The sequence below is a fragment of the Pseudomonas sp. REST10 genome, assembly GCF_029542605.1.
Taxonomy (GTDB): domain Bacteria; phylum Pseudomonadota; class Gammaproteobacteria; order Pseudomonadales; family Pseudomonadaceae; genus Aquipseudomonas; species Aquipseudomonas khazarica.
On record NZ_CP035677.1, the window covers coordinates 2784193 to 2797389 of the forward strand.

18 protein-coding genes and 1 tRNA gene are annotated in these 13197 nt (G+C 54.7%); 13 read left to right on the top strand and 6 right to left on the bottom strand.

Annotated elements, in window-relative coordinates; translation table 11 throughout:
• The first annotated feature begins 268 nt into the window (after positions 1 to 268).
• From EWH21_RS13145 to EWH21_RS13155, 3 genes are all read left to right on the top strand, one after another.
• Complete coding sequence (locus tag EWH21_RS13145) at positions 269 to 847, top strand: recombinase family protein (RefSeq protein ID WP_277698521.1); 579 nt, start codon at positions 269 to 271, stop codon at positions 845 to 847.
• Between the two features lie 237 nt (positions 848 to 1084).
• The gene (locus EWH21_RS13150; protein ID WP_134677905.1) at positions 1085 to 1330 is read left to right on the top strand and encodes a hypothetical protein; all 246 of its coding nucleotides are present in this window, start codon (positions 1085 to 1087) and stop codon (positions 1328 to 1330) included.
• Between the two features lie 7 nt (positions 1331 to 1337).
• Positions 1338 to 2333 (top strand): ParB/RepB/Spo0J family partition protein, encoded by a 996-nt coding sequence (locus EWH21_RS13155; RefSeq protein ID WP_277698522.1) that lies wholly within the window; start codon positions 1338 to 1340, stop codon positions 2331 to 2333.
• A gap of 134 nt (positions 2334 to 2467) precedes the next feature.
• On the opposite strand, the gene EWH21_RS13160 is transcribed toward EWH21_RS13155, so the two are convergent.
• On the bottom strand, positions 2468 to 4231 hold the full coding sequence (locus tag EWH21_RS13160) for a site-specific integrase (RefSeq protein WP_277698523.1): 1764 nt from the start codon (positions 4229 to 4231) through the stop codon (positions 2468 to 2470).
• A 53-nt stretch (positions 4232 to 4284) separates the two neighbouring features.
• On the opposite strand from EWH21_RS13160, the gene EWH21_RS13165 reads away from it, so the two are divergent.
• Both EWH21_RS13165 and EWH21_RS13170 read left to right on the top strand, forming a co-directional pair.
• The gene (locus EWH21_RS13165; protein ID WP_277698524.1) at positions 4285 to 5256 is read left to right on the top strand and encodes a hypothetical protein; all 972 of its coding nucleotides are present in this window, start codon (positions 4285 to 4287) and stop codon (positions 5254 to 5256) included.
• A gap of 99 nt (positions 5257 to 5355) precedes the next feature.
• Positions 5356 to 5670 (top strand): hypothetical protein, encoded by a 315-nt coding sequence (locus EWH21_RS13170; RefSeq protein ID WP_277698525.1) that lies wholly within the window; start codon positions 5356 to 5358, stop codon positions 5668 to 5670.
• Here EWH21_RS13170 and EWH21_RS13175 read toward each other — a convergent pair.
• The 3 genes from EWH21_RS13175 to EWH21_RS13185 all read right to left on the bottom strand — a co-directional run bounded on the left by EWH21_RS13175 (position 5668) and on the right by EWH21_RS13185 (position 7167).
• A tRNA-Gly gene (locus EWH21_RS13175) sits at positions 5668 to 5746 on the bottom strand. The genes EWH21_RS13170 and EWH21_RS13175 overlap by 3 nt on opposite strands.
• Before the next feature lie 58 nt (positions 5747 to 5804).
• Positions 5805 to 6917, bottom strand: a complete 1113-nt coding sequence (locus EWH21_RS13180; protein ID WP_277698526.1) for a hypothetical protein — start codon at positions 6915 to 6917, stop codon at positions 5805 to 5807.
• Positions 6901 to 7167, bottom strand: a complete 267-nt coding sequence (locus tag EWH21_RS13185; protein WP_277698527.1) for a helix-turn-helix transcriptional regulator — start codon at positions 7165 to 7167, stop codon at positions 6901 to 6903. Before EWH21_RS13185 ends, EWH21_RS13180 begins: the two co-directional genes overlap by 17 nt.
• 84 nt (positions 7168 to 7251) lie before the next feature.
• On the opposite strand from EWH21_RS13185, the gene EWH21_RS13190 reads away from it, so the two are divergent.
• Positions 7252 to 8436: a DNA adenine methylase gene (locus tag EWH21_RS13190; protein ID WP_277698528.1), complete on the top strand. Its 1185-nt coding sequence runs from the start codon at positions 7252 to 7254 to the stop codon at positions 8434 to 8436.
• Between the two features lie 30 nt (positions 8437 to 8466).
• Here EWH21_RS13190 and EWH21_RS13195 read toward each other — a convergent pair whose 3' ends face one another.
• Positions 8467 to 9222: a hypothetical protein gene (locus EWH21_RS13195; protein WP_277698529.1), complete on the bottom strand. Its 756-nt coding sequence runs from the start codon at positions 9220 to 9222 to the stop codon at positions 8467 to 8469.
• 39 nt (positions 9223 to 9261) lie between these two features.
• A complete protein-coding gene (locus EWH21_RS13200; protein ID WP_277698530.1) occupies positions 9262 to 10533 on the bottom strand; it encodes an AAA family ATPase in 1272 nt (423 codons plus the stop codon).
• A 468-nt stretch (positions 10534 to 11001) separates the two neighbouring features.
• On the opposite strand from EWH21_RS13200, the gene EWH21_RS13205 reads away from it, so the two are divergent.
• From EWH21_RS13205 to EWH21_RS13235, 7 genes are all read left to right on the top strand, one after another.
• Positions 11002 to 11217 carry a hypothetical protein gene (locus tag EWH21_RS13205; protein ID WP_012018532.1) on the top strand — a complete coding sequence of 72 codons (216 nt, stop codon included), beginning with the start codon at positions 11002 to 11004 and terminating at the stop codon, positions 11215 to 11217.
• Positions 11214 to 11363: a hypothetical protein gene (locus EWH21_RS13210; RefSeq protein WP_277698531.1), complete on the top strand. Its 150-nt coding sequence runs from the start codon at positions 11214 to 11216 to the stop codon at positions 11361 to 11363. The genes EWH21_RS13205 and EWH21_RS13210 overlap by 4 nt, the downstream gene beginning before the upstream one ends.
• A gap of 183 nt (positions 11364 to 11546) precedes the next feature.
• Positions 11547 to 11846: a DUF5447 family protein gene (locus EWH21_RS13215; protein WP_256662948.1), complete on the top strand. Its 300-nt coding sequence runs from the start codon at positions 11547 to 11549 to the stop codon at positions 11844 to 11846.
• A 4-nt stretch (positions 11847 to 11850) separates the two neighbouring features.
• On the top strand, positions 11851 to 12159 hold the full coding sequence (locus EWH21_RS13220; protein ID WP_277698532.1) for a hypothetical protein: 309 nt from the start codon (positions 11851 to 11853) through the stop codon (positions 12157 to 12159).
• Positions 12160 to 12410: 251 nt separating this feature from the next.
• On the top strand, positions 12411 to 12779 hold the full coding sequence (locus tag EWH21_RS13225) for a hypothetical protein (RefSeq protein ID WP_277698533.1): 369 nt from the start codon (positions 12411 to 12413) through the stop codon (positions 12777 to 12779).
• A 15-nt stretch (positions 12780 to 12794) separates the two neighbouring features.
• Complete coding sequence (locus EWH21_RS13230) at positions 12795 to 12974, top strand: hypothetical protein (protein WP_047589682.1); 180 nt, start codon at positions 12795 to 12797, stop codon at positions 12972 to 12974.
• Between the two features lie 11 nt (positions 12975 to 12985).
• On the top strand, positions 12986 to 13189 hold the full coding sequence (locus tag EWH21_RS13235) for a hypothetical protein (RefSeq protein ID WP_037046859.1): 204 nt from the start codon (positions 12986 to 12988) through the stop codon (positions 13187 to 13189).
• Positions 13190 to 13197 lie beyond the last annotated feature (8 nt).

The window sequence follows — 13197 nt, forward strand, 5'->3', positions numbered from 1 at the left end:
CCCTTCAATCCCCCCATGAAGCACCTTACTCGCCGAACTTGGTCACCCGGCATCGCAGCGTCCAGCGCACTCCCTCTCCTCGACAGCACACGACACGATCCTAGTGGCGCTCCACCTGGCTCACTAACTACACCTTATGAGCCAGGCTAGGCGGCCTCACGGGGGCACGGAAGAATGAGGTCTTCAGGGTGGCTCAAATGTGTTGCTTTTCATTGAGCTATTCGGTAGGTTGTGAGCCTACTTTATGAGCCATCTGGGGCGCGACACCATGACCGCCATCCTTGCCTATACCCGAGTCAGTAGCGACGGCCAGTCAGTCGAGGCCCAGCGCCATGCCATCGGCCAGCGCCACAACGTCAGCGAAGATGGATGGTTCACCGACGAAGCCACCAGCGGCACCACCAAGGCCCTGGAGCGCGAGGGCTTCAAGGCGCTGTTCACCTTTGCCAGGAAGGGCGACACCGTCATCGTCGCGGCCATCGACCGCCTGGGCCGGAACACTATCGACGTCCTGGAGACAGTCGAGGCGCTGGCGAAGAAGGGAGTCACCGTCGTGTCCCTGCGTGAGGGGTTTGACCTATCCACGCCCACCGGCAAGCTCATGCTCACCCTCCTGGCGGGCGTCGCCGAGCTGGAGCGGGAGAACATCAAGGCCAGGCAGATGGCCGGCATTGAGAAGGCCAGGCAGGACGGTCGCAAGCTGGGCAAACCCAAGCAGCACGACGACGCAGCAATCGCCGCCTGGCGGAAGGAGAACGGCGCCAGCATCCAGGACACCGCCGACCACTGGAAGGTATCCACAGCCACCGTGAAGCGGGCCTGCAAGGCGCATCCAGTCGCGGTGTAAGCGCCCCTCCAAGCGTCTCCTTGGGCTATTTGGGCCCCCCATAGGACAAACCGACGAGCCCTGGCACCTCTTTGCCAGGGAGAATTGCGGCCACCCCTAGGCGAAGACGACGCAGCCTGCTCCAGCGGGGTGCGCCTCAAGCCCGACTCAATCCATCCAGCGACGACCACGACACCCTGCCCGGAGCCCTCCAGGCGGGGCGCTGGCGTTCGCTCTATCACCAAGGACTTCGATCCAATGAACACCACCACCAAGCTGGTGCGGTTGAACCTGCACCTGCGCCCTGACCACATCGATCGCCTGACCACCCTGGCCTGCGCCTTGGGCAAGAAGAAATGCCGCGACACACGCCTGGCTGAAGCCATGGAGCTGGCCCTGACAGCAGGCCTTTCCTGGGAGGACGACGACCTCCTGGACTTGGCTCGTAGCGACCGGGAGGAGCCGCGCTGGCTCGCCCTGGGCCCTATCGTTCGGACGCGGTGAGGTAGCTATGACGGGACGACTTCAATCTATTCCCCTGGACTCAATCCAGACCGACCCGCAGTTGCAGAACCGCAATGTCGGTATGCAGAAGTACAAGGAGCACAGCGACGCCAAGCGCTACAAGGACCACGTCAATCAGCTCCGGCGCAGCATCAAGGCCGACGGCCAGCAAGTCCCCCTGCAGGTCGTGGCGGCTGAGGAAGGCGGTGTCTACGAGCTTGCCCCAGGGGCCGACAGGCCGCACCACGTCCCCGCCCGTTTCTGGCTGGTGGACGGACACCACCGTCTGGAAGCGCTAACGAAGGCGGGAGTAGCGGAGGCGTTGGTCGAAGTCCTGCCTGGGCTCGGCTTCGCGGACGCTCTCGACGCCTCCCGACTGGCCAACCCGCAGATTGTCCAGGCTCTATCACCACTGGAGCGAGTCGAGAACGCCTGGGGCGCTTTCAACCAGGAGCGCGACACCTACCGCAAGATGCCGGTCAAGGAAGCTTCCGTCCTGCTGGGCGTCTCCGAGAACTCCATCAAGCGCTTCCGCGACGCAGTCCGCCAGGAGGGCATCAACGCCGGCAAGATCGACCGTGACACGCCAAGGGACAAGGCGGAACAGCAACTCCAGGCCTACTGGCAGCGGAAGACGACGTGGCGACGCCTTTCCATCATCTCCTGGAGGATGTTCCAGAAGCAGCGCCAGGACGGCGGGAAACGAACCAGCCCGGCAGCCCTGAAGCATGCCGTCAAAATGGCCGTCATACAGGCGTTGTTCGGTGAGGATGGGCGATACGACCCCAAGGTCATAGTCACGGCCCTGGAGGAGCTTGGGCGTGAAGCAGGACGCCCGGACGGAGCTGCGTATCTGGAGGCGAAGTACAAGCCGAAGGTTCATCAACCAGTGACGACGGACGACGATGAAGCCGTGGGCGGCGACGTTGACTACAGCCAGTTGGGCGTGGAGGTTGCCCGCATGCACGCGGAAGGCACCTCCAGGGCGCCTGGCGACTTCTAACGGGAGCCCCACATGAGGGGCCCTCAGAGCCCTCGAATGGCTGCAGGCCCCGTCGTTCCTGGAGCTGCCCCTTCAAACCTATCACGCGCCCAAGGGGGCTGATGGACGTTCGCGTGTCCGTCCCCCTGGCGCTTTCAGGCGGGCAGCAGTCCGGCCATGCGGGCGATGCTTGGATACTTCTTCAGGTCCTCCGCGAGGCGAATCAAGGGCATCGCCCCATAGGAGGCGCCCACACCCGCCGTTGAGTGCCCGGTAATGCAGTCGTGGACTGCTGTTTCGATGCCGGCCTCCCTACAGAGCGTCTTGAAGGTATGGCGAAAACCGTGAAAGGGAGCAGCCTCAGCATCCATACCCAGCTCCCGCCGCAGATAGCGCCCCCAGGCCAGACCAACACTGTGCCCCAATCCATTGGAGGAATGTTCAACTAGACGCGGGAAAACAAGACCATCCTTTGGCAACGAATCCACGTAGCGCACGAACCCCAAATCCACCAAGTCGGTGTGAAGGGGGACCCGGCGCCGGCTGGACGCGCCTTTGACGGACTTAGCATCGTCCGGGCGAAGCGCCGCATACCAAACACCGGTATCCGGGCAACGCGCTACGTCCGATACCAGTAGCTGGGCGACTTCTTCACGCCTAGCCCCGGTATAGGCCAGTAGCAAGGGTATCCAGTAGAGTGCTTGCCCGTAATCTGTCCGGGCCGGCTTCCACTCACCTCGGAAAAGTGGACTATCAAACATTCGCCGGAGGTCAGTCATGGTGTATGCCTTGTCTTCCCCTGTCCGGGTCTCCTGGCGCGCCGACGCCTTCGCCAGTGACTTTAGGATGCCTGAGGAGGAGACCGGCTCCTCGTCCATGGCTCCCAGGCGCTTCACTGCAAAGTTCAGGACAGCAGACAGGGCAACAAGCTGCTTGCGGACGGTCGCCAGACCCGCCGTGGGTAAGCCTTCAGTCGCGGCCCTAGCGATAGCCTGAGGGGCACTCAAGCCACGGATGCCTTCTCCTTTCGTGGGCAGCTTTCCCAGGGCGACGCGGAAATCGCCAATCGAGCTGCGTTTGATTGAACGCACCGCCACGTCACCGTACAGCTCCTGGAAGCGGCGAACCACCCCACGAAACTCAGCCACGGTCTTACCGGCCTTGGGGTCCGTTATGAGCTTGTCCTCGGCCCACTTTTCGAATACCTGAGAAAGTGTCAGGGCCTCATTATTCTGGACCTCGAAGGATAATAGGGCGTGAGGCGCTACAGGAGGTGTCGGCACGTAACGCCCGCCCTTGGTCATACGTGCAAGGCACAGGGTGGACAGGTCACAGAAGACCGGCCAGAACGCGTCGACCAGAACGCCATGGAGGTCGGTTCCCTCCACTACCTCGGGGTACTGGTGTGCTTCCAGCGTGCTACGAATGAAGGGGGCAATCCATGGGGTGGCGTCCGACTCCTCGTCAACCAGGCTTTGCACCGTCCCCCAACTGGGAGCGTCCATCACCTGCCCCGTCGCCTGATCAGGAATCGACTCTACCGACCGCACAAGGTAAATGCCGTAGTCACCACTCGCCTCCAGCTCCGCCAGCGTTTCACGGAACCACCTGGCAGCCAACTGCTGGGCGTCCCTGGCATCAAGCTGGAAGCCATCGAGATGCACTGCCCGAAGCAGGGCAAAGTGCTGCTTGCACTCCTGGTCGACGGCCGGAAAGCGCTTGGCAGCTTCAGCGGGGGCGCGCGTACCCAGGCTCCGCTTCCAGCGAGCGTGAGGCTTGAACAAATGGGCAAGGTCTTTCGGGTAGCGCGTCTTGTATTCATAGACGCCGCGAGAATCTTTGGTCGGACGGGTCATCGCCATGGCCATGTGTGTGTACGCTCCCGGTGTACGCATGTCGGGAGGGTTGACGGTCGCCATAAACGAAAAAACCCCTGAAAGCCATAGCCTACAGGGGTTTCACGAAAGTGGCGGTGAAGAAGAGATTCGAACCCGTTTCAGTAGCGTGTCAGTCCGTGCCAAACCCGCTCAATACGGGCTTTGCGCCACCCTCGCCTGCTCGATCCGTCGCTATTCGGCCCTATGATTTCGACACTTTTTCGACACTGACCGCCGAACAATGGCACTATGCCAACACCAAGCAGGATAGTGGGCATAGAATGGATATCGAACACGTATTGGTCCTTGTGGGTATCACTCTCGCAGCGCTACTGAGCTCTATAGGCTTCTACTGGCGCAATCGAATAGAGATCAAGAAAAGCACGCGCAAGGTGCTCTACTATCTTTTAGAAATCAGATACGCAATTCACACATCTCTAATAAATCCTGATCACACATATAGTAAATATATTCAAGACATATCAGTCGAAATGAAAAAGCGAGACATGGACTTAGATATAGATGAGCTAAATAAACTGATGGCACCCGTAATCATGAAACATCTTACGGATATAAACAGCACAGTAAAAACAGACATAGATGAAAAAGTCCTTGCTCCATATGAAACCGCCCTACTAGAACTGGCGACCATTAACCCCGTGCTTGCCTACCAACTAAAAGGCAAGGAGAAGCTTCAAGAACTCCTGAATCATAACAAAAATTATATATCGCACCTAAACAGCGAAATACTGCCCAATTTGCTCTCCAATTTTGAGCACGGCAAGCAAGCCCTTGCAGAGCTAGGGATATCACGCCACGAGAAAAGCATCAAAGAACTTACTGCAGAGCTTGATGGCGAAATACTGAAAGTTTCAATATCTTGTAGCCTTGTCGACTACTTACGCTGCAGGCGCGCACTAAAGCACAGCCCTCTAAATATGTCGACAATAGACACATCTGGCCTAAGTGACTTTTTAGACAAATGCATAGACGCATTAAAACATGCAGCGATCACTCAGCAAGCGGAAGGCCAAAGACAGCAAACCCAACTACCGAAAGAAAGGTAGATCAAATACACTATAGCGATGCTTTGTAGCCGAGCAACACGTCAAGACTATGGATTCACTCCATATAAAATAAGCCTTCTTATCTTAAGGAATAATAAATTGATCAACGGACGATCACTGAAGCAGTACGACTTCTCCGTTGCCTTGGGAATTACCCATCTAACAACAGCGGCGTTCTTGCTTAGCAGTGGCGAATTTCTTCCGTCCTGGGTCACGTCATACAGCTACTTCACTGCGCTGACGTGCATCGTCTTCTGCCTGATCTTCAAGCCTCATAAGGGCTTTCTTACCGGCCTCGCCGTGGCTTTCGCCATAACGGTAATGATCAGAGCAATCAACATGTCACTGGTCAGCCTGCATGGCCCTGGGGTGGACTACCTACTAAAGCCGGTGATTGCTCACCAGCTTTCCTGAATAAGGCGGGACTCGAACCCGCACGCCCGTGGGCGGTCAGTTGGCAACTGACCGTGTCTACCAATTCCACCACTTCGCCACATGCTATAAAGAATATAGCGGTGGTTAGCATACTGCTCTCCAGACGCTACTGTCTATAGCTTCAGCTGCTGGTAGTAAACCGGAAGGTTGAACCGCTCCCTCAAAAGCCTCAAAAAGCTCTCAGATTCAAGCGTTGGGTCTGCTGATGCGACGATTATCAGCTTCGCTACCGTGAATGCACTTCCAGGCCAGTATGCATACTCTAGTAGCTGTGATATTGCCTGCCTGATACAAAGCTTTGCGGTTGGTGCTGTCTTGATTTCATACAAGATATGCTCGCTACCATTCACCACTAGCGCATCGACATAATCATGTTCTGTTACAACATTATCCTCTCCATACTCATCCGCAAGCAACCTGTGCAATTTTGTCTGAAGCTCGTTATGTTCAAGCTTCATAGTAAACGTGAGATGTGCTACGTTAACTGAAACCACACCAGTCTTTTTGGGAGTATGCCCTGGAGTAAAAATCAGCGACCTATTCTGCCGGTCCGAATCGTCGAGCAAAAAACTGAGGTCTTCTGCAACATCCTCCGGCACCTCAACCTTGGAGGTAGGCAACGAAAACAGCCAACTTTCGAAAAACTGACGATCAACACCTAGAATATTATGAATGTTTTCGTCTTGAATCATTCTTTCCAAGCGGGCAAATGGAGCACCAGCAGCCTCAAGCTTGAGCTGAATTAAATCTCTCGCCATCGGCGCAATTTCTGGCCGAAAAATCTTAGACAAATTGTAGGTAAATGAATCAACTGAGCTGCGCTCCGAAAAACCCAACTCTATAAAATTATTCTTAAAATTCGTGAATGACTTAGTATCACACCCCTCCTTGTAAACAATACCTCTGCCACTGCCTAACTTCCTACTATTCCTCATAAGGCCAACAAGCTCACTATGACTGAGCGTTATTGCCATCAAGACAAGGGCATTTACCGCCGGCCTGCCAACAGATAGCGCAACGTCCCAAAAGGCAGGAACACTACCATCATAAGCACCCAAATTTTTGGCAGCTTGGCTGTAATCAATATTGATCCCTTGCACACTGCCGTGGAGATTAGCCAATACCCAGCTAGCGCCAAAGCGCTCAATGAGAGATGCAACCTTATGGGCGCCATGTTTAGTCAAAGACGTGCGAGAATTTCGAGGTATATTATCTAAGTAACTCATCATCACTCCCTGACTTCAAAATTGCCTCTTCAACCAAGTCAGAAAACTTAGCCAATGTGATCCCGATCTCGATGCAGATCTCTCTTATTTCCACTACATCTAGACGCCTTTCCCCACTCTCGTATTTTGAGACGTAGCTTTGAGGTTTATTAAGTCTGTTGGCTAACTCACTTTGCGTGAGCTGAGCATCCAAACGCAGCTGCTTTAAAACTTCCTGAACGGCCAGCCGCTCTAGACTCCATGTCGCCATGGCATCGCCTTAGAAATTGACATTTAGCGGATAATTGCATATCATGCGAAATATCCCGAATTGGGATTTATGTCGGAGAATGCAGTGCTCATCGCAAAGCCCTACCCTAGCTACATCAAATACATGGGTTCAAAGTCGAAAATCATTGACTTTATCATTGAAGGCATAAATGAGGTTCATAGCGATGACCAGCCTATTCTTGATCTATTTTCCGGTAGCGCCTCTTTAGCTGGGGCAATCGGAAGGCAAGCCACTCTGCAATCCAACGATATTCAGTCCTATTCTGGCATCCTCGCCGACGCCTACACTCTTGCCTGGCGCGATACAGACACCCCTTTAGTTGATGAAATCATTAAAGAAGCCGAGAAAGAGATTTCTCAGTACGAGTCAGACATAGCCGACTATCTAATAGACTACTCGCAATGCAACACTCTCGAAGCATTCAACAAGGCAGAAGAAAAGCAGCGAGAACTAATTAGCTTCCACTTCTCCCACAAAAACCACCTCTTTTTAAAGAATTACTCTGGCACATGGTGGTCAGCCAAACAATGCATGTGGATCGACGCCATCAGAAAAGTCGCAGAGACCCATAAAGACAATTCGGCTTTCCCGGTCATCATGTCGTCTCTAATGTTTGCCATGGCATACTGTAGTCAAGGTACAGGGCACTATGCTCAGTACAGAGACGCAAAAACCGTTTCATCCATGAAAGATATCCTTATTTATAGAGGCCGAGATTTAGCCTCTTACTTCTCTAGAAAATACAAAGAAGTGCTCGCCGCCCTTGAAACAAGCCCTCCACAGACCGCGAGTTCTTCTACCTCACTTGACTTTAAAGACTCGCTCAAAGGCTTCAAAAAAGGCGTCGTATATGCGGACCCACCTTATTGCTTTGTCCACTACAGCCGCTTCTATCACGCAATTGAAACTCTGGTTCGTTATGACTTCCCCGAACTACAAATTAAGAGCGAAAAAATTGTTAAAGGCAGGTATAGAGTAGATCGCCATCAGTCTCCTTTTAGCATTCACTCAAAAGTATCCAGTGCGTTCAAAGATTTATTCACTGGAGTTCAAGAGGGAGAATCCAACCTGGTGCTGAGCTATAGCAATACAGGCATGATCAGCCTAGAAGAGCTATCGGATATAGCTAATGATATTTTTAAAGGCCGAAATATAGAGCTGCTCTCTACGGATCACCAGCATATGACATTAGGCAGACAAGGCATCAGACACCGCGACGTTAAAGAATGCCTGTTACTTGTCAAATAAGCCTCCGACACCTTGAGTGCCTGCTAGCCTTTACCCCATCGGATTAAAGCTGCTCGCGGCAGAGCAATAGCGCGTTTTCATGCGATCACTGCTTGTCTTGCGGTCACCGTCATAGCGAGCGCGCCAAGTCTTGCACTCTTCATGAAAGTGCTGCTTGGCCGCCTTGCGGCATTCTCGGTAGTCGATTGATCCACGCCGGTGGTTGGCGCACACGCTACTGCCGTCGATGTAGTTGTTTACGGCCACCCATTCCGCCAGGTACTTCGAACCGCCATTCCAGCTCCTGATCCAGCGGGTTGTTCGCTCGCGGCTAGTCTGGTTGGTCTGGCGCTTCTCTGTTCGTTGCGTGGCTGCAACCTGCTGGATAGCTGGCGGTGTGTAGGTGTTGGCCGGCTGCTTGGGGGTGTAGTTGTTGTCGTTGAACGAGTTGCGAATGCGCTCGATGGCCATCGCCTTGCTCGTCTCTGCCCACTCGATATCGGCTTGAGTCTGCTGGTAGGGCTGAACGTCCTGGACGGGCGGATCGACAGGAATGGATGGCAGCCTTATAGGCTCTTCCGGCTCGCTGTAGGGCTGTGGCGCCGGTTGCTGGCTAAACAGGGGTTTGCCGTCTACTTGGATCGCCTGCTTGAGCTGATCCACATTGATCACGATTGGCTTGGCAAACAACGCGATCACGCCCCAGGTAATCGCGGAACCCACGCCCAGGATGGCCACCATTCGCCATGGGCCGGGCTTTTTCTTGCTGCGTAGATGGTCTGGTGCGTCGTCCCAGTCGGATTTCATATGGCCTCCCTGCCGCAAGCGATTTGCTATCTTAAGGTATTATTTTTTATACATATCTGGGCGCGCGCAAACGTACGCATGAAAAAGAGAGTCCTTGAACCTATAATATCTCTCTCTCAGCTTTTCCACTTCCGCTCCATATTCATCCGTAACCAACTGACCTACATATTGACTTGCATTGTCGACCCCTCCATCAAGAGCCGCTTTATATGCATTAGTTGTCCAAATCTCTCCTTGCTCATCTTTACTCCTAGCCATTGCCTTCAAGACTATCTCCCTCTGAGGGGAAGAAGCAACGGCTTTCCGATACTTCCCCTCAAGCACAGGGTCAGACCTACGCTCTGCAATATCAGAAAGCGTCCTCCTTACATCTTCAGCGTTTATTTTATCCCGCCCCTCTCTAAATGCACTTCTTAAGCAAAACTTGCCAATCAAATGAATCATATAAGGATGCCCCTGAGCCAAGTCGACCATTGACTGCCTGGCGTCCTCCTCAAAGGCTATGGCTTTATTAATCACGCGCTCCGCATTATCAATAATCCCTCTAAGCTCATCCCCAGTCATCGGCTCAAGAGCAACGATACTTCCTGAGAAAAGTCTATCAGTTGACTCGTGCTCCTTCATTAGCCCTTGAATATCTTTTGCAACACCAACCAAGCAAAACTTAACACCCGGGCAATTTGTAGCCAGCGCTTTAATATATGAAGCAAAGCCGGCCGGATTAGCAATTTGATCAAACTCATCAATAACAATCAGCAATCCATTCTTGCTGATACCTGCCTTCACAATTGCATCTACAACATTCGTAAAAACCGCATCGACGCTATGACTCTGCAGAGCCTTCTCCGAGGTTGTCTCCGTCTCTTTCTCCCCACCAAGCTCTGCACTAACCCCAAGCAAATTAACCCCGAACTTAGGAGAATATGCAGCCATTATTCTGCTAGCAGACGGAATTTCATATATCCATTCAGATAAACAGTTATTAGATGTCAAAAGTCGATCAAGTAACTGCTCGGTATTTTCAACCTGTCTGCCACAGGCATAATAAAAAGTCGCAAAGTCTAGCGTTTCAGCTCCCGCAAGCCCCGTTTTTTCAAGAATCGAGTTATCACCCTGGCCTAAACTGAGCACCTGCCTTGCCAGTGATGTTTTACCTATCCCCCTATTACCTACAATCGCAATATTTGAGCCTTCGGTAACAAGCGCGTAAAAAGCATCAGTAATCTCACCTTCCCTACCCGAGAACCGCTCCGCATCTACAATCTCTTTCGCGGGAAGAAAAGCATTTTCTACTTGAGTGACAGTCAGCATGGTTCTATATCCTTATTAGCTATCAAACTTTCGGGCATACCAACGCCTAACCACTTCCGTTGTAATCGCTATCCCGCGTTTTGATTTGGCAAGTTTGAATCGGCCTCTTCATATCCTGGTGATACCTGGCCCTTTGCAGGGTCTACCTCTCCCCTCCACAGCCACAGCTCGTATTGAGGAAATACCTTTAGCAGCTCCTCTAGATCCTCAATCCGTGTCTTCACCTTCCGATTGGTCGCCACGGTCTGCCACCGTTGGCGCTCCTTGATCGTAGTGGCCTCAGCCAGCCTCGTGGCCCCTATGTGTCTCACAAGGGTTCTAAGCCTTTCCTCGATCATTCCAAAAAGCTCTTATAAATGATGAATAATTTATTGATAAATAATTCATCAAAGGCCATTATGCCTCTGCACTGATAAATTATTTATTACGCATTTTGTGTATAACCACACGAATAGTGACGGAACGAGCATGGAACTGGAAGAGCTGGAACCTTCGAAGCTGATAGGCCCGCAACAGGACGTGGAAACCGTCGAGTCCTGGGCCGACCGTAACGGCCTGACCTACGGCACCGCGCGTGCCTGGGCAATGAAAGGCGTTCTCCCCACCGTAAAGCTAGGCAAGCGCCGCATGGTCAACAGCGCCCTGCTCCGCTCCTGGCTGCTGGAACAGGAGTGGACGGCATGAATCCTCCCTTCTATACGCAAGCCGCCTTCGCCGCCCTGGCGGGTGTTCCCGTCGAACAGGTCGCGCACTGGATCAGAACCTGCGCCGTCGAGAGCGTGAAGCTCGGCAAAAGCCGCGTGGTGCTGTTCACGGGGGTGAACCAATGAGCAAGCCAGACAACCTCATGCTCTGCCAGGACTGCCTACACGTTCGTCCGTACAGCGAGGCAGGCCACTTCGGTGATTACCGCTGTGACTGCGGTGGCGACTTCTGCGGCTGCAACAGCTGCAACGACTTCGCCCACGGCCAGGGCGCTGACTTCGAAAAGCGCCAAGCGCTGGAGGCCGCCAATGAAAAGCCTGAGCCAGTACCTACGCCAGCCGCACCCCGCCAACTGCGACTGCTCTGTCTGCTGGCTCAACCGAAACTGGGAGCCACCCAAGCCCGCCGCCTCCCCGTCCACACCCTGCACCGAGTGCCGCCCCGCACAGTGGCGAGTGGTCGATGGGCGGATCTGTGTGACAGCTGCCTCGTACTGCGAGAAGCACACGCCGTCGAACCGACCGCCGAAGTACTGGCACGTTGTGAGCGACACCGGCAAACCCACGCCCTTCGTGCCGCTGCGCGAACCGTTCGAACTGGTGGGGTGAGCGCATGACTGTCTCTTTCCGCGTCGGCCGCTATCTGGTCGCCCTGCTCTGGCATTCCGCGCCCTATGTGGTGCTCGGCATGTTCATCAGCTCCTTTGTGTATGCCGTTTTTGTCGTCCAGCTCACGGCCTCTTTCAAAGAAGAGCTGCAGCAAGTCCTGACTGCCGCCCAACAGTGCGCCCCCAGCGATCCGGCAAACACCGCCGATGCTGAACCGGTCAAGGGCCGCGCTCCCGGCTCGTCGGATCAAGCTTCACCGATCCGGCGAACGGAAGCACGGGCGGAGCGCACCCTTGAGCACCCACCACCCTGACAACGCTAGGGGCATAGGGCTGGGGAACGCTTCTCTCCCCTGCCCTCTGACCCTCTGGCGAAGAGTGGGATGACAAGGGCAAAGCCCTTGGTGCTGAACCCCAACCCGCTGCACCAGCGGCACAACTGAAACCCTCGGCACGTCGAGAAAACCACTCGGGCAGAAACCGTGATATCTGCCCGCCTGGACCCGCTCGGCCTGCTGAAAGGCAAACCCGCGCAATACCGCGCACCCAAGCGAGGAAACACCACATGGCACGCACCACTATGGAACTGGCATTCATCAGCGCTGAGCGCGTGAAGTTCGACAACGTAGACCTGATCAAACTCTATTTCGGCGATGAGCCGGACGGCGAGAAAGACCTGGGCGTCTCCCTGCTCTCGATGCAGGTATCCGAAGAAGTCCGCGAGGAAGTGTGGTCCGCCTGCAAAGGCTTCGACGTGCTGGAGAGCGTCCGCGTAACCGCCGAAATCGAACGCGGCTCCAAGAACGCCGGCAAGTTCATCGTCCTGCACGTCGAGTCGGCCAAGCCTGCCCAGGCTGGCAAGCCCGCTCCCCAGCAGAGCACCCAACAACAGCCCAAGCCGACCGGCACTCAGCCGGACGCGGCCAAGGCCTGACCGGAGGGCGCCGCCGTGCTGATCGTTGATCGCGTGACGTGTGATTGCTGCGGGCAGCCCATGGGCCAGCTCTACAACCAGCCGTCCCCACAGCCCGACCTGCTGCCCGATCTGACCCAGGCGCCCCACCAGACCCTGTGCCCTGACTGCCTCGACATGGCTGAGGTCGTTCAAGACCCCAGCTTGGCTGAGTAACAGGGGGCGCCATGGATTTCATCGTGTGCGATGGCGTGTGGGAAAGCGCGGGGCAAACCCCGGTTTGCAACGGCACCCTCTCGACCGTCTCGCTCGGTGAGATAAGCCCATCCGGGCTAACCGCCGAGGACCATGCACAGATCCGCGAACAAGCCCTGGTGCTGTTCGCCATCGTCTTCGGCGCTCTCGTGCTGAAAAAGGCACTCAACCTGTAGGAGACACA

Bases quoted from the DNA above. Each gene is read 5' to 3' on its own strand.
- EWH21_RS13145 (WP_277698521.1), top strand. From the start codon at position 269: ATGACCGCCATCCTTGCCTATACCCGAGTCAGTAGCGACGGCCAGTCA.
- EWH21_RS13150 (WP_134677905.1), top strand. From the start codon at position 1,085: ATGAACACCACCACCAAGCTGGTGCGGTTGAACCTGCACCTGCGCCCT.
- EWH21_RS13155 (WP_277698522.1), top strand. From the start codon at position 1,338: ATGACGGGACGACTTCAATCTATTCCCCTGGACTCAATCCAGACCGAC.
- EWH21_RS13160 (WP_277698523.1), bottom strand. From the start codon at position 4,231: ATGGCGACCGTCAACCCTCCCGACATGCGTACACCGGGAGCGTACACA.
- EWH21_RS13180 (WP_277698526.1), bottom strand. From the start codon at position 6,917: ATGAGTTACTTAGATAATATACCTCGAAATTCTCGCACGTCTTTGACT.
- EWH21_RS13185 (WP_277698527.1), bottom strand. From the start codon at position 7,167: ATGGCGACATGGAGTCTAGAGCGGCTGGCCGTTCAGGAAGTTTTAAAG.
- EWH21_RS13195 (WP_277698529.1), bottom strand. From the start codon at position 9,222: ATGAAATCCGACTGGGACGACGCACCAGACCATCTACGCAGCAAGAAA.
- EWH21_RS13200 (WP_277698530.1), bottom strand. From the start codon at position 10,533: ATGCTGACTGTCACTCAAGTAGAAAATGCTTTTCTTCCCGCGAAAGAG.
- EWH21_RS13205 (WP_012018532.1), top strand. From the start codon at position 11,002: ATGGAACTGGAAGAGCTGGAACCTTCGAAGCTGATAGGCCCGCAACAG.
- EWH21_RS13210 (WP_277698531.1), top strand. From the start codon at position 11,214: ATGAATCCTCCCTTCTATACGCAAGCCGCCTTCGCCGCCCTGGCGGGT.
- EWH21_RS13215 (WP_256662948.1), top strand. From the start codon at position 11,547: ATGAAAAGCCTGAGCCAGTACCTACGCCAGCCGCACCCCGCCAACTGC.
- EWH21_RS13220 (WP_277698532.1), top strand. From the start codon at position 11,851: ATGACTGTCTCTTTCCGCGTCGGCCGCTATCTGGTCGCCCTGCTCTGG.
- EWH21_RS13225 (WP_277698533.1), top strand. From the start codon at position 12,411: ATGGCACGCACCACTATGGAACTGGCATTCATCAGCGCTGAGCGCGTG.
- EWH21_RS13235 (WP_037046859.1), top strand. From the start codon at position 12,986: ATGGATTTCATCGTGTGCGATGGCGTGTGGGAAAGCGCGGGGCAAACC.